Origin of the sequence: Corynebacterium pseudopelargi (assembly GCF_003814005.1) — a bacterium.
Lineage (GTDB): Bacteria > Actinomycetota > Actinomycetes > Mycobacteriales > Mycobacteriaceae > Corynebacterium > Corynebacterium pseudopelargi.
In genome coordinates this window covers 1941561-1966339 of sequence record NZ_CP033898.1, presented here as the reverse complement: position 1 = coordinate 1966339, position 24779 = coordinate 1941561, and the positions used below count along the sequence as shown (strand labels likewise).

Genomic DNA, 24779 nt, shown 5'->3' with positions numbered 1-24779 from the left:
GCTTTTTTCTGTGCCTTAAGGAGCCGAGCAGTCCAGCTCACCGGCATAGAGATTCAGCCTGTCATCACGAACAAACCCCGCTAAGATCATGCCGCTTGCACGGGCTAAGTCCACGGCCAAAGAGGTTGCAGCAGAAACAGCAACCAGGGCAGGAATGCCCGCCAGAGCGGCCTTTTGCACCAGCTCGAAGCTGGCGCGAGAACTCATCACCAGTACTTTGTCTTTCGCAGGAAGCGCATCATCCATCAGCAGCGCACCAATGACCTTATCGGCGGCGTTGTGGCGACCGACGTCCTCGCGTAGAAGCTCTAGTTCGCCCTGAGCGTTGAAGATACCCGCAGCGTGCACGCCGCCGGTGCGTCGAAAAAGCTTTTGTTGCTTGCGCAAGATCTGCGGCATCGCAGCGATCTGCTCGGCACTCAGTGGGGGAGGGCAGAGCTTGGCGGGAACGCGATTGAGTACCGCGTACATGGAGCTCGAACCGCACACCCCGCAGGCAGAAGTGCCAGGGCGAATGCGAATGTGCTCTAGCCCAGGCGCGCGCACGCCGGGCCGTAAATCCACTTCCAGCACGTTATAGGTGTTCACACCATCTGCTGTGGAACCGGCACAATAGCGAGCCTCTGCAATATCGGAGGCCGAACGGATCAGGCCTTCGGCAAAAAGGTAGCCGTGCAACCATTCAATGTCGTGGCCGGGAGTGCGCATGGTGCTGGCAACTACCTCTCCACCAATGCGTACCTCTAAAGGTTCCTCCACAGCCACGGCATCGGCGCGGCGCTCAACGTGGGGTGCTGGGGCGTCGACAAGCGAGAACTTGCTCACCGCGATATTGCGCGAAAGCCTACCCACTACTTTTGCTGCTCCTCAAGCACCAGACCCTGATCCTCGGCCTCGTTTGCAGTCATGCCCACAGGCTCAAGGCGTACCACCACCGACTTGGAAATCGGGGTATTTGAGTGCTCGGCGGCCTCGGAAAGCGGAATCACCGCATTTGCCTCGGGGAAATAAGCCGTTACGCAATCCTTGGCGGTTTGATACTCAACGACGCGGAAATTGGGGGCCACGCGGCGAATGCCATCATATTCAGAGACAATATTGACCAAATCGCCATGGTGAAGCTGGCGCTCGCGGCAATCCTCGGGGCTGACAAACACCACGCGACGGCCATTGGAGATGCCGCGGTAGCGATCATCCAAGCCATAAATGGTGGAGTTGTACTGATCGTGCGAACGCACCGTGGAAAGCAGGAAAGCGCCACGGGGCAAATCAATCACGTTGGTTTCATTCACCGTCAGCTGTGCCTTGCCGTCGGAGGTATTGAAGATGCGCTCACGAGGACCATTGGGTAAGAAGAAGCCGCCGGGGATATCAATGCGCTCGTTATAGCGCTCGAAACCGTCGATGGTGGCCTCAATATGATCGCGAATCACCGAATAATCATCGATCATCGGCTGCCAGAACTCATCACCAAAGGTGGCAATGCCCGTCTTGGCAATAATCTCTACCTCGGACTGCAAATCCAGATCCTTATTGGCAGTGCGCTTACCAATAGAGGCGTGCACAGAGGAGAAGGAATCCTCCACCGTGATCCTCTGCGGGCCGCTGGCCTGCACATCTTTATCCGTGCGCGCCTTCACCGGCAGGATCAACGAGCGACGGCCTGGGTAGGCATGAGAACCATTGGGCTTGGTGGATAAGTGCACGGTAAGTTCCTGGGAACTCATAGCCTGCTCAATGACGGTGGTATCGGGTGAAACGCGCACGAAGTTGCCACCGAGCGACATAAAGAACTTGGTCTTGCCATCGCGCATCGCACGCATCGAATCCACTGAATCAAAGCCGTGCTCACGGGGGACATCGAAACCGAAACGATCCTCCAAGGCCTGCAAGAAGTGCTCGGGCATCTTCTCCCAAATACCCACCGTGCGGTTGCCCTGCACATTGGAGTGCCCGCGCAGGGGAGCAGCACCGGCACCGGGTTTACCAATATTGCCGGTAAGCAGCAGGAAGTTGACCATCTCGCGCAAGGTGTACACGGCGTTTTTGTGCTGGGTTACACCCAAAGTCCAGCTCAGCACCACCGTCTCTGCGGCCTCCACCATGTCGGCCACGCGATTGACCTGGCGCTGAAGCACCCCGGAGCCGCGCTCTAGCTCGGCATTGTCAAGGGATTGCAGATGCTTGATCGTTTCCTCTGCCCCAGAGCAGAAGGTGTCTAGGAATTCGTGGTCGATCGCGTCGCGGCGAATCAATTCCTTATTCAGCGCCTGGAAGAAGGCGCGGTCGCCATCGAGGCGAACCTGCACGTATTCATCGGCAAGTTTCTCGGCCACACCGAGCGCACCTTTGACCGACTGCGGCTCCATAAAGCTAATCAGCCCAGCCTCGGGCAGCGGATTAATGGCTACGATCTTGCCGCCGTTGTCCTTGCACTTCTTCAACGCTGTGAGCGAGCGGGGGTGGTTGGTGCCGGGATTTTGGCCAACAGAAATAATGAGGTCGGTGTTATAGAAATCCGACATCACTACAGAGCCCTTACCAAGGCCAAGGGTTTCACCCAACGCAGAGCCGGTGGACTCATGGCAGAGGTTGCCGCAATCGGGCAGGTTATTGGTGCCAAGCCTGCGAGCCAGCAAGCCAAAGATATAGGCGGCCTCATTCGATGCGCGCCCGGAGGTATAGAAGATGGCCTCTTCTGGGCGAATGCTTTGCAGCTGGGAGGCCATAAGCTCATAGGCCTCGTCCCAAGAAATGGGGCGGTAGTGATCATCGCCGGAATCGCGATCATAGAGCATGGGGGTGGTTAAACGGCCCTGCTTGCCCAGCCAGTGATCGGTTTTCTCGCGCAGTTCGCTTACCGAATACTTTGCAAAAAACTCAGGTGTAGCGCGATGGGGAGTAGTTTCCTCAGCCACGGCCTTCGCACCGTTTTCGCAGAACTCCACCACGTTGAGGTCGCTTTGCGCAGGCTCTGGCCAAGCACAGCCGGGGCAGTCGATACCGCCGTCTTTATTCATTGTGAGCAGCGGCAGCAGCGCCCTATTAGGTACCGCGTGCTGCATTGCATGGAGCACACCTGGAACGCCGGCGGCTTTAGTTTTTCGCTTACCTACCTTCGGTGCGTCGAAGGTGTTTTGCTCTGCGTTCACAGGGATGGGAGTGTGCTGGCTCATAGTTGCCGATTCTAGCCAGCGCAAGGGGCAGCATGTGTGCAGCCTTTATGCTTTAGCCTAGGCAAAAGCCCTCGCCACGGGGGCTGGCAGCTACAAAAGCGCTCGCGCTTTATTGATCAGCCCCTGGATTTCTTCTGCGCTTGCGCCCTTGGCGGCAAGACCAACCAAGAAGGCGCTCAAGGGTGCTGCGGGCCGGGCTTGCTCGTGGGCGACATCGCGGGTGAGATCCAACAGAGCCGGCACCACTTCCCGGGCAAGCTCGGCGTCTATATCGAATTCCTGGGCAAGCCGGGTGACCCACTCATAGGTGCTTGAAAGATCCTGTGCCATAGTGCTTCATCTTAGGCACCGCCCAGGCCCGCCCCGGACCCGCCCAAGCACGCGAGCACCAGCGCCCAAGCACGCGAGCACCCGCGCCCTGTAATTACTGCGGCAAACGAAGGCCGCTGGACGTCGAAAAGCAATGCAAACCACCTGGGGTAATGCGCGCAAAGATGCGGCTTCCTTCCGCGGGGCTTACTCCGGGGGTGGTGCGGATGACTACCTGATTGCCTAGCTCGGTGTCAGGATCGCCCGCTGGGGCGGCGTGCCGGCCAGAGGCGCCTTCCAGCGCGCCATAAAGATAGGTATCGGAGCCGAGTTCTTCTACCAAGGTGATGAGCAGGGGCAGATGGCCGGGGCCTTCGTGTTGAGCAATCTCGAGTGCCTCCGGGCGAAAGCCCAAGGTGATGGTGCTGGCGCCTTCTTGTTCTAAGGCGGCAAGGGTGGCTGGGCTTAGTGGGATCTGCGCATCGCCGCGCACGGCCTGATCGCCTTCAACCTTGAAGGTGTGCAGGTTCATTGCAGGTGAGCCGATAAAGCCGGCCACAAAGGCGTTGGCGGGGCGTTCATACAGCTCACGCGGGGTGCCCACTTGCTGGAGCACGCCGGATTCGAGCACGGCGATCCGGTCGCCCATGGTGAGCGCCTCGGTTTGGTCGTGGGTAACATACACCGTGGTCACGCCCAGTTTCTTCTGCAGTGAGGCGATTTGTGTGCGGGTTTGCACGCGCAGTTTGGCGTCCAAATTGGATAGGGGCTCGTCCATGAGAAAGACTTGGGGTTCGCGCACAATGGCTCGCCCCATGGCCACGCGCTGGCGCTGACCGCCCGAGAGTGCTTTGGGTTTGCGGTCGAGCAGCTCGCTGAGGTCCAGCATGCGGGCGGCGTCTTCTACTCTTTGTGAAATTTCTTCCTTCGAGCGCCCGTCCATTTTGAGGGCGAAGCCCATATTTTCGCGCACGCTCATGTGTGGGTATAGCGCGTAATTTTGAAACACCATTGCGATGTCGCGGTCTTTTGGCGCCACATTGCTTACGTCACGATCACCGATGAGGATGCGGCCTTCATTTACCTCTTCCAGTCCGGCGAGCATGCGCAAGGTGGTGGACTTTCCACAGCCGGAAGGCCCTACGAGCACGAGGAATTCACCGTCTTGGATTTCTAGTGAGATGTGATCTACTGATGGGCTGCTCGCGCCGGGGTAGATGCGCGTGGCTTGTTCGAAGGTCACAGATGCCATGTGGCGCTCCTTATCTTCATTGGCAGGTACGTGCCAAACGATCCGAGTGAAGTGGGATGGATAACGCAAAAAGCTTTTCGACGTTGCCAGTCACATTACTTCTTTCTTGGTGATCTCGATGGCTGTGCGCAGGCGTACTGCTATGAGCAATACAACCTGGGTGGTAGAGTGACTGCGTCTAAGACTGTGAAGACCCCAAGTGCTGGCAAGTCAGAGCCCAACTGGCTTTGCACATGCCCAGCGCCTGGCCCGAAAACAACCACGTGAACTCTGTGCCACACCCTTTGGGGTAGTAACGCAGAGCCCAGGAGGATAAGTGTCCGCCATTACTCAGGCATTCCGGGACGCGGATCTGCGCAAGAAGATTCTGATCAGCATCGCTTTGATCGTGCTGTATCGAATTGGTGCCCAGATCCCTTCCCCAGGCGTGGACTACGCAAGCATCAGTGGAAGGCTGCGTGACCTCACCGCCGACTCCTCAAGCGTTTATTCGCTGATCAATCTCTTCTCCGGCGGTGCGCTGCTGCAGCTTTCTATCTTCGCCATTGGTGTGATGCCCTACATCACCGCGTCGATTATCGTGCAGTTGCTCACCGTGGTGATTCCTAAATTTGAGGAGCTGAAAAAGGAGGGGCAATCGGGTCAGGCCAAGATGGACCAGTACACCCGCTACCTCACCTTGGCACTAGCACTGCTGCAATCCGCCGGCATTGTGGCCCTTGCAGATCGCCAGCAGCTCCTCGGCGCAGGCGTGCAGGTGCTTGTCGACGACGCCTCGGTGTGGACCTTGGTGGTGCTGGTCACCACCATGACCGCCGGTGCCATCTTGGTCATGTGGCTCGGTGAGATCATCACCGAGCGCGGTGTGGGCAACGGCATGTCGCTGCTGATCTTCGCCGGCATTGCTACGCGCCTGCCTTCTGATGGCGCCAATATCCTCAACAGCTCCGGTGGCGTGGTCTTCGGTGTTGTGCTGGCCGCTGTGATCTTGCTGGTGATCGGCGTGGTCTTTGTTGAGCAAGGCCAGCGCCGCATCCCGGTGCAGTACGCCAAGCGCATGGTTGGCCGACGCCAGTACGGTGGCTCTTCTACCTACCTGCCGCTGAAGGTGAACCAGGCCGGCGTGATCCCCGTGATCTTCGCCTCCTCTTTGATCTACATGCCTGTGCTGATCACCCAGATCATCAACTCCGGCAGCGCCGAGGTTTCTGATAGCTGGTGGCAGCGCAACGTGATCGCTCACCTCCAACAGCCCAGCTCCTGGCAGTACATCGTGATGTACTTCGTGCTGATCATCTTCTTCTCCTACTTCTACGTTTCGGTGCAATACGACCCGAACGAGCAGGCCGAGAACATGAAGAAATACGGCGGCTTTATCCCTGGAATTCGCCCAGGACGCCCCACAGCCGAGTACCTTGGATATGTGATGAATCGTCTGCTGTTTGTGGGCGCGCTCTACCTGGGCTTTATCGCGGTGCTACCAAACATCGCGCTAGATTTAGGTGTGAGCGGTGGCGGCGCCACTGGTGCAACGCCATTCGGTGGTACGGCCATCTTGATTATGGTGTCCGTGGCACTGACCACCGTCAAGCAGATCGAATCGCAACTGCTGCAAAGTAACTACGAAGGATTGTTGAAATAATGCGTCTGGTACTCCTTGGCCCTCCCGGTGCTGGTAAAGGCACTCAAGCGGTGATCCTGAGCGAAAAGCTCGGCATCCCCCACATCTCCACCGGTGATCTCTTCCGCGCCAACATCGGCGAAGGCACCGACCTGGGTAAGGAAGCTCAGGAGTACATCGACGCCGGCAAGCTCGTGCCTACCGACGTCACCGCGCGCATGGTCAAGGCTCGCCTGCAAGAAGAAGACGCCAACAATGGCTTCCTCCTCGATGGCTTCCCGCGCACCGTGGAACAGGCCGATATCCTCAACGGTTTCCTTGAAGAGTTCGGCACCAAGCTCGACGGCGTAATCAACTTCCAGGTCTCCGAGGACGTGGTGGTAGAGCGCATGCTTGGCCGCGGCCGTGCCGATGATAATGAAGACACCATCCGCACCCGCCTTGAGGTGTATCGATCTGAAACTGCCCCGTTGATTGATTACTACGGCGATCAGATCATCAACATCACCGCCGAAGGTAGCGTGGAAGAAATCAACGCACGCACCCTCGAGGCTCTTCAGAGCTAACACCAAAAAATTTCAACACCGGGTGCGGCAAGGCTGCCCCGGTGTTTCTCATTGCTCCACAACGTATAAGAGGAAAGCCCATGGCTTTTAGAAGAAAACGCAAAACCATCCCCGCCAAAACCCCAGGCGAACTCGACGCCATGGAGGCCGCTGGCCGGATCGTAGGCGAGGCCTTGGATGCGGTGCGTGAAGCCGCAACCGCTGGCATGAGCACCCTTGATCTTGACCGTATTGCCGAAGAGGTCATCCGCTCCCACGGTGCCACTCCCACTTTCTTGGGCTACCAGGGCTTCCCGGCCTCTGTTTGCGCATCGATCAATGAGGAGATCGTTCACGGCATCCCCAATAGCCGCAAGATCCTCAAAGAAGGCGATCTGGTCTCCATCGACTGCGGCGCCACCTTCGAAGGCTGGGTGGGCGATTCAGCGTGCAGTTTCGGCATTGGCGAGCTCGACCACGACGTCCAAGCCTTAAACAAGGCCACTGAGTTTGTGCTCTATGAAGGCCTGAAGGCTATGGTTCCTGGCAATAGGCTTAGCGACGTCTCCCATGCCCTCGAACAGGCGACGCGCGCAGCGGAGCAACGCTTTGGTGTGGCATTGGGAATCGTCGATGGCTACGGCGGACACGGCATCGGGCGCACGATGCACGAAGATCCCTACTTGGAAAATGAAGGCAAGCCGGGCAAAGGCCCAATCATTCAGGCAGGTTCCGTACTCGCTATCGAACCCATGCTCACCCTCGGATCCGTCGATTCCTATGTGCTCGAAGATGAGTGGACGGTAGTCACCGAAGATGATTCCTATGCCGCGCACTGGGAGCACACCGTTGCTGCCACTGATCAGGGCCCGCGTATTCTCACGCCACGAAAAACGATGAGAGCCTAAAAAAAGATGTAACGTCACCTGGCGCTTTTTCGATAGATTTATGAAAGTCGCATCATTTAGGTGATGGAAACAACGCGAGACATTCGTGCAAGGATGCGCGATTTTGTTCAAGAAGGGTTTATAGTAGCTGCCATGTCATACAAGCCTCGCCACGCAAAGAAGTCCCCGCTGCGCCGTCGTGCCGCCGCAGTAGTTGGCACCACCGCCGCCACCGTCGCCCTGGTTGCTGCCCAGCAACCGGCCAACGCACAGGATTTCGGCTCGCTGAAGCTGCCTTCTAGCCTGGATCAGCTCATCCAACTGCCCGGCACCGTTACCCAGCCGGCAGAGCAACTCAACCAGCGCATCAACGACAGCCTGCAGCAGTTCGGCCAGCAAACCCGCGATGGTGCATGGCAGCTGCGCGAAACACTGCGCCAGCAGGCCGAGGTGCTTCCGGTTGAGCTTCGCGAGCAAACCCTGATCGCCATCGACTCCACCGTCGAGGCCTTCTTCCCAGGCCTGATCGCCGAGCGCACCGTGCCTGCACCGGCACCGCGCCAGGTAGAGCCCGTAACCCCGGAAAACCCCTGCCCCAAAGAGGCTGATGCCTGCATCGACCTAGCCAAGCAGGAATCCTGGCTGCAAGAAGACGGCAAGATCACCTATGGTCCGGTGCCAATCTCGAGTGGCCGTGCGGGCTATGAAACCCCCACCGGACGCCACATCGTCAACCGCAAGGTCAAAGATGAGGTGTCTCGCGAGTTCAACAACGCTCCGATGCCGAATGCCGTGTACTTCACCAACAACGGCATTGCCTTCCATGAGGGCGATCCGAATGTGATGTCGCATGGCTGCATCCACCTGCGCCACGACGATTCCGTGAAGTACTTCGATACCCTTCAAAACGGCGATATGGTGTACGTGTTCTAGCGCAATATCAGTTCCGATCGCTCCTGCCACGCCGAGCCGTGGCAGGAGCGTTTGGTATTTTCGCAGCTTGTGTGTAGTGTGGAACGTTGGTGTGTGCACTTATGTGCCACGCCAAGGTAAACATTCCAAACATTCAGGCTTTTGAGCAGCAATAATGCTGGCAAGAGTCTCAGGAAAGTGGAGGCTATGGCTAAGGAAGGCGCAATCGAGGTTGAGGGTCGAATTATCGAGCCTTTGCCTAATGCAATGTTCCGCGTCGAGCTCGACAACGGGCACAAGGTGCTCGCTCATATCAGTGGCAAGATGCGCCAGCACTATATCCGCATCCTCCCCGAGGATCGCGTTGTAGTGGAGCTTTCACCTTATGACCTCAACCGAGGTCGCATCGTTTACCGCTACAAATAAGCAATATTTCAGCCTTCATACTCTCAAACCGCGCCGCTGTTCTAGCAGCGTGAGTGATGGATACCTCCAGCGACGGTGGCTGGAGCCTCGTATGACGTGCATACCCATCGTCCGGCGCCGACCGGGCAAAGCGTATGCCATGTGCGAGGGCGAGTATGGAGAAAACCACCGTAACAACCGGAAAGGTACTGCCACATGGCACGTCTAGCTGGAGTTGACCTCCCGCGCAATAAGCGCATGGAGGTTGCACTCACTTACATCTACGGCATCGGCCCCGCCCGTGCCGCCACCTTGCTTGAAGAGACCGGCATTTCCCCGGACCTGCGCACCGACAACTTGAGCGATGAGCAGCTTTCTGCTCTTCGTGACGTTATCGAAGCAACCTGGAAGGTTGAGGGTGACCTCCGCCGCCAGGTACAGGCTGATATTCGTCGCAAGATCGAAATTGGTTCCTACCAGGGTCTGCGCCACCGTCGTGGTCTGCCCGTTCGCGGTCAGCGCACCAAGACCAACGCCCGCACGCGCAAGGGCCCGAAGAAGACGATCGCCGGAAAGAAGAAGTAATTCATGCCTCCAAAAGCACGTAGTGGCGCACGCCGTACCGGCCGTCGCGTCGTAAAGAAGAACGTGGCTCAGGGCCACGCATACATCAAGTCCACCTTCAACAACACCATCGTGTCCATCACGGACCCTAATGGTGCTGTGATCTCCTGGGCGTCCTCCGGCCACGTTGGCTTCAAGGGCTCCCGCAAGTCCACCCCGTTCGCTGCACAGCTTGCTGCTGAGAACGCTGCCCGCAAGGCAATGGACCACGGAATGAAGAAGGTTGACGTTTTCGTTAAGGGTCCGGGCTCGGGCCGCGAAACCGCTATCCGTTCTCTGCAGGCTGCCGGCCTTGAGGTTTCGTCGATCACCGACGTCACCCCTCAGCCCTTCAATGGCTGCCGTCCGCCGAAGCGTCGTCGCGTTTAAGAAAGGAAAGGTAACTTACTATGGCTCGTTATACCGGCCCAGCAACCCGTAAGTCCCGCCGCCTCCGCGTCGACCTTGTCGGCGGAGACATGGCATTCGAGCGTCGTCCTTACCCTCCGGGGCAGGCCGGCCGCGCTCGCATCAAAGAGTCTGAGTACCTCCTGCAGCTCCAAGAGAAGCAGAAGGCTCGTTTCACCTACGGCGTTCTGGAAAAGCAGTTCCGCCGTTACTACGCAGAAGCTAACCGCCTGCCCGGCAAGACCGGTGACAACCTGGTAATTCTGCTCGAGTCTCGCCTGGACAACGTGATCTACCGTGCAGGTCTTGCACGCACCCGCCGCCAGGCACGTCAGCTCGTGTCCCACGGCCACTTCCTGGTCAACGGCAAGAAGGTTAACGTTCCTTCCTACCGTGTCTCCCAGTACGACATCATCGATGTTCGCGACAAGTCGCAGAAGATGCTGTGGTTCGAAGAGGCTCAGGAGAACCTGGTCGACGCCGTCGTTCCTGCATGGTTGCAGGTCGTGCCGGCTAACCTGCGCATCCTCGTGCACCAGTTGCCCGAGCGCGCTCAGATCGACGTTCCGCTGCAAGAGCAGCTCATCGTCGAGCTTTACTCGAAGTAATCGCACCATGTGGTGCACCTGCACCACGCGTTTACTGCCACTCGAATTTTCCTTTCCGTCCACAGACGTCAAATAGCGGTCGTCACCTCAAGGAGAGTCCTCTTCATGCTCATTTCTCAACGCCCTACTCTCACCGAAGAGTATGTGGATTCCGCTCGTTCCCGGTTCATCATTGAGCCGCTCGAGCCGGGCTTTGGCTACACCCTCGGCAACTCGCTGCGCCGCACCCTGCTTTCTTCTATCCCTGGTGCCGCTGTCACCAGCGTGAAGATCGACGGCGTGCTGCACGAGTTCACCACCATCAACGGTGTGAAGGAAGATGTTTCCGACATCATCTTGAACATCAAGGGATTGGTGCTGTCCTCCGACTCCGATGAGCCGGTCGTGATGTACCTGCGTGCCGAAGGCCCAGGCGAAGTGACCGCAGGCACCATCGAGCCCCCAGCAGGTGTTGAGATCCACAACCCCGATCTCCATATCGCTTCCCTCAACGAGCAGGGCAGCCTTGAGATCGAGATGATTGTGGAGCGTGGCCGCGGTTATGTTCCGGCAACGCTGTACTCCGGTACCAGCGAAATCGGCCGCATCCCCGTGGATCAGATCTACTCCCCGGTGCTGAAGGTGAGCTACAAGGTCGAGGCTACTCGTGTTGAGCAGCGCACCGACTTTGACAAGCTGATCATCGACGTGGAAACCAAGAACTCCATGGCTCCCCGCGACGCCCTTGCGTCGGCAGGCAAGACCCTGGTGGAACTCTTCGGTTTGGCACGCGAACTCAACACTGCAGCCGAAGGCATCGAAATCGGCCCCTCCCCGCAGGAGACCGAATACATCGCTGCCTACGGCACTCCGATCGAGGACCTGAACTTCTCTGTTCGTTCCTACAACTGCCTGAAGCGTCAAGATATCCACACCGTTGGTGAGCTCGCAGAGTGCACCGAATCGGACCTGCTGGACATCCGCAACTTCGGCCAGAAGTCGATCAACGAGGTCAAGATCAAGCTCGCCGGTTTGGGCCTGAGCCTCAAGGACACCCCTGAGGATTTCGACCCCACTCAGCTTGAAGGCTACGACGCCGCTACCGGCGATTACGTGGACACGGACCCGGAAGATTCCGAGTAAAAGCCCCCACGGGTCACCACCTGTGACCCAACGCGCTCACAACATCCGTTTACGAGGAGAACACTATGCCTACCCCTAAGAAGGGCGCCCGCCTCGGCGGTTCCGCGAGCCACCAGAAGCACATTCTGTCCAACCTCGCGGCACAACTGTTCGAGCACGGTGCCATCAAGACCACCGATGCCAAGGCTAAGATGCTGCGTCCTTACGCAGAAAAGCTGATCACCAAGGCAAAGTCCGGCACCATCGCCGACCGCCGCAACGTGCTCAAGCTGGTCAACAACAAAGAGATCGTCAAGCACCTCTTTGACAACCTTGCACCCCAGTTCGAGGGCCGCGAGGGTGGCTACACCCGCATCGTCAAGCTCGAGAACCGCAAGGGCGACAACGCTCCCATGAGCCAGATCTCCCTGGTGCTCGAAGAGACCGTCTCCAACGAGGCCAACCGTGCTGCTCGCGCCGCTGCTTCCAAGCAGGCCGAAGAAGCACAGGCTGAGGAGAACACCGAGGACAACGCTGCAGAAGCCACCGAGGCAGAAGCAACCGAGACCGAGGCTAAGGAAGAAGAGAACTAAACCTCTTTCCTTTACTTACACGGGCCGAAGCAGATACGCTTCGGCCCGTTTTTTGGCTATGCTCAACCCAGACTGCACCACCGCACACGCGATGCAAAGGAATAGGCCGTGTTTAAAAACCGCAACAAGCTCTCCGTAGCAGGCTTCGCCATCTTGCCGGCGGTAGCACTGCTCTGGCTTGGCCAATTCATTGCCATGCTCATGTGGGATGGCACCTATCTGCCAGACACCATGTACATCAGCGACTTAGGCGCACGCGAATGCGAAGTGCTCTTCGATGTGACCATGCCGCGAGCAGTATGCAGCCCAGGGCACATCTTCTACATCATCGGCTTCCAATTCGCAGGCCTTCTACTCCTGCTTAGTGCGACGGCACTACGTGCCATCGGTGTAGACCACCGGGGAGCGGCCGCGAAAACCCCGCCCTATCGTGGCGCGCTGATCAGCGCCTTCGGCCTGGCTATCGTGGGTATCTGCCTGATCTTAAGCGCCATGCTCGATGTGGGCGATAGCGTGATCGCACACCAACTCGCCTTCGGCGTAGGGTGCATTGCCCTATGGGTAGTCATGCTCAGCAACGCCATCATTGCGCTGCGCTATGAGCCGCTGCTCAAGCAGGCCTCCAAGCCTTTATTAAACAAACCCCAGGCCATTATCACCTTGATCGTGCTGGTGATTTCTGTAGGCGGCTATCTCTTCTTCGTGCTTAGCCCAGCGCCAGCCTCATTTGGCCTTTTCCAACACATCGCCGTAGATAGCGGTGCACTGTGGATGCTGCTTTTTGCCAGCGCCCTAATCCAGCACGCCCGCCCCAAGGCAGCAACAGCGGGGACGCATGCCTAGGATCCGCATCGACCTTGCCTATGATGGCAGCAATTTTCATGGCTGGGCACGCCAAGGCAACCAAGATCTAAGAACAGTCCAAAGAGTGCTCGAAGATGCACTCCAATTGATCCTGCGCGAACCCATTGCACTCAGCGTGGCAGGAAGAACCGATGCAGGGGTACACGCCACCGGGCAGGTGGCGCACTTCGACGTTCCAGCAAGTGCCTTGGATACTCGAAGCATCGACGGCGATCCGAGGAGGCTTGTGCGAAGGCTCGCGCGCCTGTTGCCCGAAGACGTGCGCATCCACCGCTGCGAATTCGCCCCTAAGGGCTTCGACGCGCGCTTTTCTGCCCTGGCGCGCCACTACCGCTATCGCATCACCACCCACCCCCGCGGCGCCTTGCCTACCAGGGCGGTTGATACGGCCACCTGGGCCAAGCCGGTGGATCTCCAGCGCATGAATGATGCAGCACAAGCACTGATCGGGCTGCACGATTTTGCCGCTTTTTGTAAACACCGCGACGGTGCCACCACCATCCGCGAGCTGCAGGCATTTACCTGGCACGATATTTCCACCGAGGAAGAACCGCAGCTCTACGAGGCGCGGGTACAGGCCGATGCCTTTTGTTGGTCCATGGTGCGCTCCTTGGTAGGCGCCTGCCTGGTGGTTGGCGAAGGCCGCCGCGATGATGCATTTACTCGTTCACTGCTGAGCCAAACCAGCCGCTCAAATAACGTGCCGGTAGCCCCAGCCAAGGGCTTGAGCTTGGTACAGGTGGATTATCCGCCGGCAGAGGAATTGGCTCAACGCGCCATGGATACCAGGGCAGTGCGAAGCCTGGATTAAAAAAGTTGGGAACCGCAGGCAGCGTATTTGCGTCTAATTCCTAGTGAGGGGAAGTTCCAACACTAGGAGGCCACTATGGCGCAGCCACCGATGCGTCCCACCACCAAAGCCCAAGTTTCAGGGCACAAGTTTTTAAGCAGAAGGCTCGAGCTTGGGGTAGCGCTTGGCGACGAGCGCATGTTGCATGATCCACTCGGCAAACGTCGAAAAGCTGTGGCCGCAGGCCTAGCCATTAGCATCTTGCTCTGTGTAGGATCTGCCGCCTTGGCGTGGCTCAAGCCCGAGCCCGACCCAGGCGATGCGCCGATTCTGAAGGCAAAAAGCGGGCAATTACTGGTGCGCGAAGAAGAAGTGTTGCACCCGGTAGCCAATTTGGCATCGGCAAGGCTGCTGGTAGGCGAGCCTGCGAACCCGATTAAAGCAGGCGATCAGATCTTGAAAAACACACCCATCGCAGCACCCGTGGGCATCATCGACGCGCCCGGGATTTTAAGTGAATCACCAATAGAACAGCCATCGTGGAGCCTGTGCACCACCCAAGGTGCCAATACGCCCACAGAAGGAATTCCGAGAATCCCCGGTGAGGTCCAAGACGTGGTGCTTGGCCAAGAAACCGTGCCACGCATGGCAAAAAGCAAAGGGATTTTGGCTGCGGTCGGCAGCGATGAATGGATTATCAGCCACAATCAACGCCTGCTGTTGCCACCGGCAGATACCCCTGAAGGCAGGGTGATACGAAGGCACATGGATATCGACCACGCTACTGCCAGGTGGCGCCCGCCAGAAGATGTGCTCAATGCCATCACCGAAGCTCCGCCGGTGCCCCAGTGGCAAGGCGATATCTTGCAGGCAGAAGATCAAGCCTGGTTGAGCCTGCCCCAAGGCATAGTCGCGCTCACACCACTGCAACGCGATATCCTGCTCGATTTGGGAAATAACCTCAAAACGCTTGGGCGCACCGAATTAACGCAACGTGCCGATGCCCAACGCAGCATCGATTTACCAGAAAGCACCGTGGAGTGGATCAATCCTGCAGCCCAGCCGGTATGTATTCAAACGCGCTGGGAACAGGATGGATTTACCCATCACGTTGGCGTGCTCAATGCATCCAGTGAACAGTTGCTTCATCACGCAGTGGCCTTGGCCGGTACCTCGGTGGCCACCCATGCCCACACCTTTGGTACTTCCATTGGGGTGCGCACCATCAACGGCACGCACGTCATAGGGGAGTCGGGGCTTCGGCACAGAATCAGCGATGCACACTACCCGGCCCTGGGCTTGGCGCAGCCGGTGATGATTCCTTGGGTGCTGCTTCGCCTGTTGCCTGAAGGCAGCGAACTTTCGGCCTCAGCCGCTGGGCGCAGCTTTATTGGATCCGCGCAGCAAGACCAGCCCACGCCGGCTGCTTCATCCTCGGCCGCGGCTGCAGATAGTGACTCGGCCACACCATCACCTACGCCGCAAGAGCAGGCAGAAGAAGAGCAACAGCAAGAAGAGCAAGCAGCGCAAGAAGAAGCCGCGCAACCTTAGCCTCCAGCGCGCTTTGGCCAAGACATCTGCGTCGGCGGGAGGAGCCGGTGTGGTGGCTGTGGCCTAAAAAGCTCATGTGAGCAGGCTGTGAGCTTGATAATGACCTGCGGTGTGCGCACCAACAAGCGCTACACTTGGGCTGAACCCCTTGTCTAGATGGACAAGGCTATGCCAAGCTAACGGTTGCTCGTGCTTGAAGGAGGTGGAATGTGCCGTGGCCAGTATGCGTGATGCAGTTGCTGAAAAAGTAGAGCGTTTAGAACGCAACCACGAGGCGCTCAAACAGCGCCGCTATGGATTCCTCGTTCGCCCGGCCGTGCTCACCTTAGGCACCCTGATTGTGATTGTCGGGCTGATCACCATTCCATTTCCAGGGCCAGGTTGGCTCACCGTATTTGTCGGCATCGGTGTACTAAGCCTCGAGGTGCATTGGGCTGCCAGGCTGCTCGGCTGGGGTGTGTCTTCCTATGATCGCTTTAGCAACTGGTATCAGCCGCAGCCGAAAAAGGTGCGCTATTCACTGATTTCAGGCACGGTGCTCGCCGCATGGATTACCGTGCTTGGCATTACATGGGTTGGCTGGAAAATGGGGATGTTTCCAGCGCTGGATCCCATGCTCGCCTCTACGCCTTAACGCCTAAGCCTTAACCTCTAGGCCTTAGCTAGTGTGCTCACGGCTTCGGCCAAGTGCTAGTACAACAATGCCCAGCAGGCTTGCGCCAAGTAATAACAACAACAGTTTGGATAAGCCCTGCGTTCTTATAGGGCTACGCGCCAAAAGTTGCACCTGATGGTGCTGGGCATCTTCGTGCCTAAACGTCACACTGCGAAGCGGATCTACCACCCCAGTATTTGGATCAACGCTGTGTTGGAGCATGGCGCGTAATTGTGCAGGAGAAGCATCGGGATGGCGTTGGCGCAGCAATGCAAAGGTGCCTGCCACCAATGGGGCAGCAAAGCTCGTGCCTTCAAACACCGCGGTGGTGTTATAGCTGCTGGTAGCTGCAGCCAAACCGGGGCCGCGAGGATCAACTGCTGCCATCACATGCCCAGGGGCACTGAAGGCAAAGCCTTCAACCGGCATGGAATATGTGGCAAGGGTGCGCTCATCGCTGGTGGCTCCAACGCCTACCACCAGGGGATGTGAGGCAGGAAGCGCTTGACTGTGCTCGGCGCATGGGCCGCCAATATTTCCAGCCGCAGCCACAATCACGATGCCGTGTGCCTCGGCTTTTTGAATCACCTGATCTAAGGCAGTGTTCGCGAGCGCTGTGCCCGGTGGCACGCAGGCCACCACCGAAATATTGATGATCTGCACGTGGTGCTCAATCGCTTCGTCGATGGCATCGACCAAGGTGGCGATGGTGCCGGCAGTATCTTCACGGCGCTGATCGCCTTCCTGGCGAATACCTAAGATCTCTGCACCAGGGGCAACGCCCACCACGCCATCACCGTTGTCGTGCGCAGCAATTACCCCGGCCACGATGGTGCCGTGAGCTTGGCAATCTCCAGGCTCATTGTCTGGGTGCAGGCGCAGGCGAGGATGTGGCTCCACACCCGTATCGATCACGGCCACCGTAACTCCGGTGCCATCGGCAAAACGATGCGCAGGTCGATACGCATCGCTTCTTAGTGCCTGGGAGGCAATTTGCTCAGTATCGGCGCCAACCGTCTCGGGGCATTCTGCTGCATACGCTGCGGGAAGCAGGCTGTGCGGAACACATGCCACCGCCGAAAGGGTGATCGCCGCTGCCGTCGCCGCGGCCATCGCGCTGCCGGTTCTAGCGCTGCCGGATTTAGCGCTGCCGACCCTCCCGCTGGCACCAGCGCCAGCGCGGCGTGTACCCAAGCAGGGCGAAAATCCAAGCAAATACTTCAAGTGCTTCAGCATGAGGCTCATCCTGCATGCCCCCTGAGCAGGCTAAATAAGCCTAAGATCTGCAAGGTTAAAGGAATGGCCAGGCATACGCTGGCCGCTTCGAGGCGCTCAATCCACACCACGGTGGTAGGTGCCAAGTTGCGTAAACGCGGCGACCAAGCACTCGCTAGTGCTAGGGCTCCGCAGGCGAGCCCGCTTAAGCTCAACCATGCCCAGTGCCCATGTGCTGCGGCACTGATGCTTGCGCTGAGCAGCGCTGCCATTGCCACCAGCCACATGCACCAGATGCTCAGTGCTGATTGATGCCGATGTGCGTGCAAGAGTAAGGCCAAGGCCACGGATAATCCGAGTGCGACGCACGCACCGGCGTGACCATGCATGCCCACACTTGGCAGGCTCCCAACGGCAAGCAGTAGCAGCGCCGGTACAGAGGTGATGGTAATGGCGAGGTGGAGGCCATTAAACATCACGCGTGCTACCTTGGCTTGTTCATTGAGCACCATCGGATCATGTTCTGCATCGCCGTGGCCTAGATCCTCCCCGGCAGTTGGCACCCGCGGTACGCTCAGGCCCGCAAGGTGTGCGGCAAGCAGGGGTGCTGCAAGGGCAAGCAGCGCACCGCCTAAGATGACCAGGGCACTGGCACCTACCAGCCACCCCAGGGGATCACTGAGGTAGTGCTGATGCATCCAACCTGCTGGCACGCCGCAGCCAAGCAAGAAGCAGGAAGCCAAGCTGGCAATGCAGGAGGTGCGTAACGCATCGGCTTCTTCGCGGCTTAATACCCCGGAACACCCCAGTTGCGCTGGGTGTTTGTGGTGTTTTTGCTCTGCACTCGTGCCTGATACATCCTCAAGCTCGTATGCCTGCTGGCCTTTGCGCCCAGATGCTGCAGGGCTTCGCATTGCCTCGCCCTGCGGCAGCGCTGTTGCCCCGCTATGGCTACCTGCCCGCCTTGTCGAGCCTCGCTTGGAAGCACCACCTCGTCCTAGGCCAATGGCCTGGCCTTGTGCTGAGCAATCCAGGTGGCGAAATCGCAAATGCACCCCGGTGCGCAGCCGAACGATCACCCAGCACACCCCGATCGCACTCATTGCTGCCACTACGCCGGCAAGCAAACCCCACACACCATCTTCTGCGTGGTGGCCGGTGACATAGATTCCGGCAGCAATGCCTACAAGCGTGGCAATCATGGGCATGATCAGCGCATTGGGTTTAAACGTAAAAGCGCTCGTGAGCAGTACTGCGGCAATCACGCAAGCAAGGGCGGCATGAAGCCCAGACGCGCTCAAACACAGCAGTGCGATGCACCCCAATGCTCCCGTGGCTGCGGCGACGATGGAGGTATGCCGTGCTGGGCGTTCGAATTGCGCCAGTGCCGATACCGCTTCGGCTGAATCGCGCAGCACTGGCACTGGCGTTGGCCTGCGTGGCCGAAGCATCACCACCGAGCCGTGCGTGAGCCCGATATTGGCAATGGATTCGTTGGCATCAATTTCAATGCCGGCCGGTGTGGTGGCTTGCCACGGCACGCTCACTGCTGGTGCTTGGGCAAGGTCGAGCACCTCTGCGAGCACTTCGGCGATGCTAGAGCTTGCCGGAATCGACATGTCTACGGCTTGGACTTTGGCAGTTGTCCTGCCGGAATTGATGCGAAAATGCAGCCGAATGTCCTGGTCTACGACGTGCACAAAAATTCCCCCTTGGTGTGAATGCTTGAGATCGTTGTGCCTACTCAAGCAGCGAAAGCGCAATCGGGCAGCAAACCTGTGCGATTCCCCAATCGCACGCTATCCCTTTTGCTGCAAGCTATCTTGACCTAAGCTCGGTGCTGTGTCCACCGCAAGGCGCGTGGCACCGGAGATTGTGTACGGGGGTACACATCTTTGGGGGAATGATCACAAGGGGGATTGATTGTCATGACTCGCACGTTGGCGCGCAAGCTTTTCGACGCACCACTGCCGCACACCACCGACGCCCACAGTGTTGATACACCGTCGGATATCACCATCGAGGCAGCAAGTGTGCCGGATTTGCCTACGGGCAATCTCAAAGCTCAGGCGGTGCCTAAAGCACAACAACCGCAACCATTGCCGTGGCCGAGGATCATCATGCCGGTGGTGATGGTGTTGGCCATGGTGGCGATGGTGGCGTTTATGGTGCTTTCTCAGGCCACCTTTAATCCAATGATGATGATGTTTCCGCTGTTCATGGTGGTATCGATGTTGGCGATGCTGCAGCCGAAGGGCAGCAATGAAGAAGACGACACCCGCCGCTCCTACCTGCGGCACTTGGTGTTCTTGCGTGATCAGGCTTTAGAGCACGCCGCTATCCAGCGCCAGAGGGAACACACGCTGCACCCAGATGCCAATACGTTAAGCCAGGGGCTCGTCGAGCACCGCGAGCAGCGCGATCCGCAGCATGAGCACTTCATGGCGGTGCGCCTGGGGGTGGGGCGCACTCCGTTATGCACGCCGATTGAGGTAGAAGATCCAGGCAATGCAGAAGATCTAGACCCGGTGTGCGCCATTGCGCTGCGCAGAGTGGTTCGCGCCGTTGGCACCATCCCAGAAATGCCCGTTGTGCTGCAGCCCCAGGCCTTTCCCATCATCGCGGTGGTGGGCGAACAGGCGCCGGGTTTGATCCGCCAGATGTTGCTGCAACTGGCCTATCACCACCAGCCGGCGCATGTGAGCATTGAGGTAGATGAGCCCCTGCGGCGTCTTGATCAGTGGCAGTGGTTGAAGTGGCTAGCGCACACCACCGCTGATGCCCATCATGGGGTGCAGGTGGTGGATGCCAAGGATCACGATGCAACGAGCATGCCTGGGCTTCGCGCCGATCGCACCTTGCTGTTGTGTTTTGAAGGCTCGCTTGCTCAAGCAGAGCTGCACCCGATGGTGGCGTTGGCAGAGGCAGAAGGTTTGGTGCTCATTGCCCAGGATGATCGAATCAGCGTGCTCACCGAAGCCGGTATGGAAGATCTAGGCCAGGTAGAGCTCGCCAGCGTGCCTGCGGCTGCGCAACTGGCGCGAAGCCTTGCCACCAGCGATGCACAAGCCGGCACCACCCAGGGCTTGCAGCCTCTGGAGGGGCTATTTCCTGAGGTAGAGCAGTTGCGCAAGCGTTGGGTGGCGAGAGGTCCTCAGCGCCTCCAAGTGCCCATCGGTGTGCGTGAAGATGGCGCAAGCTTGCTCTTAGATCTCAAAGAGTCCGCCCACGGCGGCATGGGCCCGCACGGGCTATGCGTGGGCGCTACCGGTAGTGGCAAGTCCGAGTTGCTGCGCACCCTGGTGGTATCGCTTGCTGGCCTGCATGATCCAGAGACGTTGAATTTTGTGCTGGTGGATTTCAAAGGCGGCGCTACGTTCTTGGGTCTAGAAAAGCTGCCGCATACCTCCGCGGTGATTACGAATCTTTCTGAAGAAGCCGTGCTGGTAGAGCGCATGCACGCAGCAATCGCAGGTGAGATGCACCGGCGCCAGGAGCTTTTAAGAAAGGCCGGCAATTTTGCCAATGTGGGCGAATACATGGCGGCTCGTGAGCATCGCCCAGACCTCGAAGCCATGCCGGCCTTGGTCATTGTGGTGGATGAGTTTTCGGAGCTGCTTGGCCAGCACCCAGATTTTGCGGATCTTTTTGTGGCGGTGGGCAGGCTTGGGCGTTCTTTGCACATGCATCTGCTGTTGGCTTCGCAGCGTTTAGAGGAAGGCAAGCTGCGTGGTTTGGATTCTCACTTGAGCTATCGCATTGGGCTCAAGACCTTCTCTTCGGCGGAATCTCGACAGGTGCTTGGTGTTGCCGATGCCTATGAGCTGCCCAATACTCCCGGTGCGGGGCTGCTCAAAACTGCCGATGGTGAGCTGCTGCGCTTTCATACCGACTATGTTTCTGGTCCTTTGATGGTGCCCACGCAACCTAGTGATGCACCAGGGCAGGCACGTCGCTGGGATGGTTGGGAATCCACCGAGGTGGATATGTGTGAGGCCGCCTCGGGTGCAAGTTATTTGGAATCTTTGGTGGATGCCGCAGTGCAGCTTGCCAGCGAATTGGGTATGCAGGCACGCCAGGTGTGGTTGCCTCCGCTGCCAGAGGCAATCGCGTTGGCCTCAGTGGCGCAGCCCGAAGGTACGTTGCGTGCTGCCATCGGGATTATCGATCGCCCCTTTGAGCAGCGCCAGGATCCTTTGGTGCTGGATTTCCATGGCCAGCAAGGCCACGCCGCCATTTGCGGTGGGCCGCAGTCGGGCAAAACCACAGCACTTCGCACCTTGGCGCTTTCTTTGGCGCTTAAGCACAGCACCCAGCAGTTGCGCATCTATGTATTGGACCTGGCGGCTAAGGATCTAGCTGCGTTGAAACAATTGCCGCATGTGGCTGGGGTGGCGCATCGCGATGAGCCGGAAAAAGTGGCGCGCATGATCGATGAGGTGCTTGGGCTGGTGGATAATGCTGAGGCGCGCCATACCTTTTTGCTTATCGACGGCTGGCATGTGCTCTCTGCCGAGTATGAAGAGCACTTGGAGTCCTTGAATCGAATAGCAGCAGATGGCTTGGCGTCACATGTTCACTTGGTGCTCAGCACTCCCAGGTGGACGGCAATGCGCCCTGCGGTACGCGATCTGATTGCCCAAAGAATTGAGCTGAAACTGGGTGAGGCGCTTGATTCTTTGATTGATCGCAAGATTCAAGAACGCCTCCCGCACCGCCCAGGTTTGGGCGTGCATCACAGCAAAGAGCAGATGCTCATTGCCCACAGCGGACCCCAAGACATTGCCCATGTGACCAGGCATTGTGCGGATCAGCCACGGGTGCCGGCCTTAAAGCTTTTGCCACACGCCATCAGCGTCGATGCACTTGAGCATGATCTTGCGGTGGTGCTCGGTGTTGGTGCTAAGGATCTCAAGGCGGTGGCATGGGACTTTGCCCAATCGCCGCACCTGCTTTGTTTTGGTGCCCAGGGTTCTGGAAAATCCACGCTGCTTGCATCCGTGCTGCAGCAGGTAGCAGCGATGGATCCGCAGCAGGCGCGGGTGGTGTTGATTGATCCTCGTCGCAGCCATCTCGGCACCGTGCCAGAGCACATGTTGGCCGGGTACGCCGGCTCACGCCAAGCCACGGAAGCGCTGATGGCAGAAACGCTCATCACCTTGCGCGGGCGCCTACCTGGGGCGGAGTTAAGTGCCGAGCAGCTTCGGGCTCGTAATTGGTGGGAAGGCCCGGAACTTTTTGTGTGCATTGATGATGCAGACTTATGCGATCCTGCCTCTTTAGCCCCGCTGCTAGAGGTGCTGCCACACGCCCGCGATATTGGCCTACATGTGGTGTGCATCAGAAAGATGGGCGGAGCCATGCGAGCTTTGTTCCAGCCCCTGTTGGCTGAGCTGAAAGATCAACACCCACTGGTGCTGCTGCTCAGCGGCGAACGCGATGATGGCCCCCTCTTTGGTGTGCGCCCCAGTGCGCAAATCCCAGGGCGTGCGGTGTGGGTTGAACGCGGAAGCCAACAAGGCATGCTGCAGGTTGCCACGCCGAAGGAAACGCCGTGAGCACCTTAAGCATCAGCGTGTTAGATGCAGCCACCATCTTTGAAGGCCCAGACACGCTGTTTCGTTATGACTTACCCGGCAGCGGCATCGTCGAGGGCTGGGCCACCGAGGCCGTGATTGAACAAGGCAAAGAACTCCTTCATGGTTGGGAGCATGGCTGTGTGGAGCTCATTGGCGAAGGCGAGGCCATCGAGATACTCAAAGCGGAGCTTCTTGCAGCAGGTGCGCAGGTCATTGAGCCAGAAGCGCAGCTCATGCGAGAGGAAGAAAAACCTCAAGCTGTGCCGCAATTGGCTATGAAGCGCGAACGTGGGGCGTCGAAAAGGCAAAAGATCGCCTGGGGTTTGATCGCAAGTGTGGCGCTGCTGGCGGTGATTGCTTCTTGGCGCTGGCTTGCAAGTGATGATGCGCCAGCGCCGATTGAGGCCGCAGCAACGCCAAACAGCAGCACAGTGCAGGCGACGAGCACCCCGCCGCCTGCGCCCAAAGGTCCGGTATTGCGCAGCATGGAATTAGATGGGCTACGCGTGAAGCTGCCGGTAGATTTTGGTTTGGCGCCACGTGATGGGGATGTGATGGCAACAGGCGATGACCCGAATTTAAGAATCCTGCTGAGCAAGGAAACACCGGGCAGAAGCCTCAGCAACACCCTCGATGCCGTGCGAGTCGATGATTCCTTAGAGGTGCTTGAGGCCAATACTCGCCTGGCCAATGCGCCCGCGGTGGTGTACTTGGAGCGCGCCGACGATGGCTCTGAGGTGCGCTGGACGCAATGGCAGCGCGGGGAGCACATGTTATTTGTGGGGTGTCAGACTCGTCAGGCTGCATCGAGCCAGCAATTAGCGGCCTGTGACCAAGCGGTGGCAAGCCTTGAGCTGGTGTAAAAAAACTTTGCTTCAAAAGGGAACCGCTGGGACGGCAATTACGTCTAAGAGTAATGAGTGTTTAGCAACGGCCTCGTGGCCGGGCGGGCAACTCAGCACTGACGCTCTCGGGGAATGTCAGTGATCAATTCAATTGTTATACAAAGGGGGAAATCACGTGACTAGTGCGTTTCGTACAGAATCCGACGTAATGGTGAGCACCGCCGCTCGGGTGGATGACACAAACAACGAAGTACAAGGAGAACTGACCAGGCTGCGCGGCGTGGTCGACGCAGTTCGCGGATCCTGGGTGGGTAGCGCTCAGCACAGCTTTGATGGGCTGATGGAACGCTGGAATGCTTCCGCGCGCGATCTGCAGCAAGCGCTGCAATCCATCGCCGATAACATCCGCTCCAACGCCGGATCCTTTGACCACACCGAAGCCGACAACGTGGCAGCCTTCAACGCCGTGGGCGGCCAAGGCCTAGCACTCTAAATAAGGGGGAACAACCATGGACATGATCAAGTACGGATTCGGTGAAATCGAAGCCGCAGCAGGAGATATTCAATCCACCTCCGGGCGCATCAATGCCCTCTTGGAATCACTGCGCGCACACATCCAGCCGATGGTGAGCACCTGGGAAGGCGAATCCGCCACCGCATACCAGCAGGCCCAGGCGCAGTGGGATCGCGCAGCCGCAGAACTCAACACCATCCTTTCCACCATCGCCAACACCGTTCGCCAGGGCAATGAGCGCATGAGTGAGGTGAACCGTTTGGCAGCAGCTTCCTGGGGCTAAAAGCTTTTCCACGCCCCCGCGCCCATCAATAACGCACCTCGATACATGGCAACGAACGCGAGG

General features: G+C 58.4%; 24 protein-coding genes. 18 read left to right on the top strand and 6 right to left on the bottom strand.

Going from position 1 to position 24779, the window contains the following annotated elements; translation table 11 throughout:
- Positions 1–15 precede the first annotated feature (15 nt).
- The 4 genes from fdhD to CPPEL_RS09175 form a co-directional block, all read right to left on the bottom strand.
- The gene (gene fdhD, locus CPPEL_RS09190) at positions 16–852 is read right to left on the bottom strand and encodes a formate dehydrogenase accessory sulfurtransferase FdhD (RefSeq protein ID WP_123960837.1); all 837 of its coding nucleotides are present in this window, start codon (positions 850–852) and stop codon (positions 16–18) included.
- Positions 852–3176, bottom strand: coding sequence for an FdhF/YdeP family oxidoreductase (locus CPPEL_RS09185; RefSeq protein ID WP_123960836.1), 2325 nt, complete (start codon positions 3174–3176; stop codon positions 852–854). The genes fdhD and CPPEL_RS09185 overlap by 1 nt, the downstream gene beginning before the upstream one ends.
- 90 nt (positions 3177–3266) lie before the next feature.
- Positions 3267–3506: a DUF6457 domain-containing protein gene (locus CPPEL_RS09180; protein ID WP_123960835.1), complete on the bottom strand. Its 240-nt coding sequence runs from the start codon at positions 3504–3506 to the stop codon at positions 3267–3269.
- A gap of 94 nt (positions 3507–3600) precedes the next feature.
- Positions 3601–4737, bottom strand: coding sequence for an ABC transporter ATP-binding protein (locus CPPEL_RS09175; protein WP_123960834.1), 1137 nt, complete (start codon positions 4735–4737; stop codon positions 3601–3603).
- A gap of 316 nt (positions 4738–5053) precedes the next feature.
- On the opposite strand from CPPEL_RS09175, the gene secY reads away from it, so the two are divergent.
- The 14 genes from secY (at position 5054) to CPPEL_RS09105 (ending at position 16259) form a co-directional block, all read left to right on the top strand.
- Entirely contained in the window at positions 5054–6379 is a 1326-nt protein-coding gene (gene secY, locus CPPEL_RS09170) for a preprotein translocase subunit SecY (protein WP_123960833.1), read from the top strand.
- Positions 6379–6924, top strand: a complete 546-nt coding sequence (locus CPPEL_RS09165) for an adenylate kinase (RefSeq protein WP_123960832.1) — start codon at positions 6379–6381, stop codon at positions 6922–6924. Before secY ends, CPPEL_RS09165 begins: the two co-directional genes overlap by 1 nt.
- 80 nt (positions 6925–7004) lie before the next feature.
- Positions 7005–7811 (top strand): type I methionyl aminopeptidase, encoded by an 807-nt coding sequence (map, locus tag CPPEL_RS09160; RefSeq protein WP_123960831.1) that lies wholly within the window; start codon positions 7005–7007, stop codon positions 7809–7811.
- 132 nt (positions 7812–7943) lie between these two features.
- Positions 7944–8723, top strand: a complete 780-nt coding sequence (locus CPPEL_RS09155; RefSeq protein ID WP_123960830.1) for a L,D-transpeptidase — start codon at positions 7944–7946, stop codon at positions 8721–8723.
- A 186-nt stretch (positions 8724–8909) separates the two neighbouring features.
- The gene (gene infA / locus CPPEL_RS09150) at positions 8910–9128 is read left to right on the top strand and encodes a translation initiation factor IF-1 (RefSeq protein WP_013241245.1); all 219 of its coding nucleotides are present in this window, start codon (positions 8910–8912) and stop codon (positions 9126–9128) included.
- Positions 9129–9323: 195 nt separating this feature from the next.
- Positions 9324–9692, top strand: coding sequence for a 30S ribosomal protein S13 (gene rpsM, locus CPPEL_RS09145; protein ID WP_123960829.1), 369 nt, complete (start codon positions 9324–9326; stop codon positions 9690–9692).
- Between the two features lie 3 nt (positions 9693–9695).
- Positions 9696–10100, top strand: a complete 405-nt coding sequence (gene rpsK / locus CPPEL_RS09140; protein ID WP_123960828.1) for a 30S ribosomal protein S11 — start codon at positions 9696–9698, stop codon at positions 10098–10100.
- A gap of 20 nt (positions 10101–10120) precedes the next feature.
- Complete coding sequence (gene rpsD / locus CPPEL_RS09135) at positions 10121–10726, top strand: 30S ribosomal protein S4 (RefSeq protein WP_123960827.1); 606 nt, start codon at positions 10121–10123, stop codon at positions 10724–10726.
- Positions 10727–10831: 105 nt separating this feature from the next.
- Positions 10832–11848: a DNA-directed RNA polymerase subunit alpha gene (locus CPPEL_RS09130; protein ID WP_123960826.1), complete on the top strand. Its 1017-nt coding sequence runs from the start codon at positions 10832–10834 to the stop codon at positions 11846–11848.
- 65 nt (positions 11849–11913) lie between these two features.
- Positions 11914–12420: a 50S ribosomal protein L17 gene (rplQ, locus tag CPPEL_RS09125; protein ID WP_123960825.1), complete on the top strand. Its 507-nt coding sequence runs from the start codon at positions 11914–11916 to the stop codon at positions 12418–12420.
- Between the two features lie 108 nt (positions 12421–12528).
- Positions 12529–13263: a hypothetical protein gene (locus tag CPPEL_RS09120; protein ID WP_123960824.1), complete on the top strand. Its 735-nt coding sequence runs from the start codon at positions 12529–12531 to the stop codon at positions 13261–13263.
- The gene (gene truA, locus CPPEL_RS09115) at positions 13256–14095 is read left to right on the top strand and encodes a tRNA pseudouridine(38-40) synthase TruA (RefSeq protein ID WP_123960823.1); all 840 of its coding nucleotides are present in this window, start codon (positions 13256–13258) and stop codon (positions 14093–14095) included. The genes CPPEL_RS09120 and truA overlap by 8 nt, the downstream gene beginning before the upstream one ends.
- 75 nt (positions 14096–14170) lie before the next feature.
- Positions 14171–15625: a type VII secretion protein EccB gene (eccB, locus tag CPPEL_RS09110; RefSeq protein WP_123960822.1), complete on the top strand. Its 1455-nt coding sequence runs from the start codon at positions 14171–14173 to the stop codon at positions 15623–15625.
- A gap of 214 nt (positions 15626–15839) precedes the next feature.
- Entirely contained in the window at positions 15840–16259 is a 420-nt protein-coding gene (locus CPPEL_RS09105) for a TIGR02611 family protein (RefSeq protein WP_123960821.1), read from the top strand.
- 24 nt (positions 16260–16283) lie between these two features.
- Here CPPEL_RS09105 and CPPEL_RS09100 read toward each other — a convergent pair whose 3' ends face one another.
- Both CPPEL_RS09100 and eccD read right to left on the bottom strand, forming a co-directional pair.
- On the bottom strand, positions 16284–17516 hold the full coding sequence (locus CPPEL_RS09100; RefSeq protein ID WP_164470410.1) for a S8 family serine peptidase: 1233 nt from the start codon (positions 17514–17516) through the stop codon (positions 16284–16286).
- Positions 17517–17521: 5 nt separating this feature from the next.
- Positions 17522–19195: a type VII secretion integral membrane protein EccD gene (gene eccD, locus CPPEL_RS09095; RefSeq protein WP_123960819.1), complete on the bottom strand. Its 1674-nt coding sequence runs from the start codon at positions 19193–19195 to the stop codon at positions 17522–17524.
- A gap of 228 nt (positions 19196–19423) precedes the next feature.
- Here eccD and eccCb point away from each other — a divergent pair, with 228 nt between their 5' ends.
- The 4 genes from eccCb to CPPEL_RS09075 all read left to right on the top strand — a co-directional run bounded on the left by eccCb (position 19424) and on the right by CPPEL_RS09075 (position 24716).
- Complete coding sequence (eccCb, locus tag CPPEL_RS09090) at positions 19424–23053, top strand: type VII secretion protein EccCb (protein WP_245990429.1); 3630 nt, start codon at positions 19424–19426, stop codon at positions 23051–23053.
- Positions 23050–23937, top strand: coding sequence for a type VII secretion-associated protein (locus tag CPPEL_RS09085; RefSeq protein ID WP_123960818.1), 888 nt, complete (start codon positions 23050–23052; stop codon positions 23935–23937). The genes eccCb and CPPEL_RS09085 overlap by 4 nt, the downstream gene beginning before the upstream one ends.
- 157 nt (positions 23938–24094) lie before the next feature.
- Positions 24095–24412: a WXG100 family type VII secretion target gene (locus CPPEL_RS09080; protein WP_123960817.1), complete on the top strand. Its 318-nt coding sequence runs from the start codon at positions 24095–24097 to the stop codon at positions 24410–24412.
- A gap of 16 nt (positions 24413–24428) precedes the next feature.
- Positions 24429–24716: a WXG100 family type VII secretion target gene (locus CPPEL_RS09075; RefSeq protein WP_123960816.1), complete on the top strand. Its 288-nt coding sequence runs from the start codon at positions 24429–24431 to the stop codon at positions 24714–24716.
- Positions 24717–24779 lie beyond the last annotated feature (63 nt).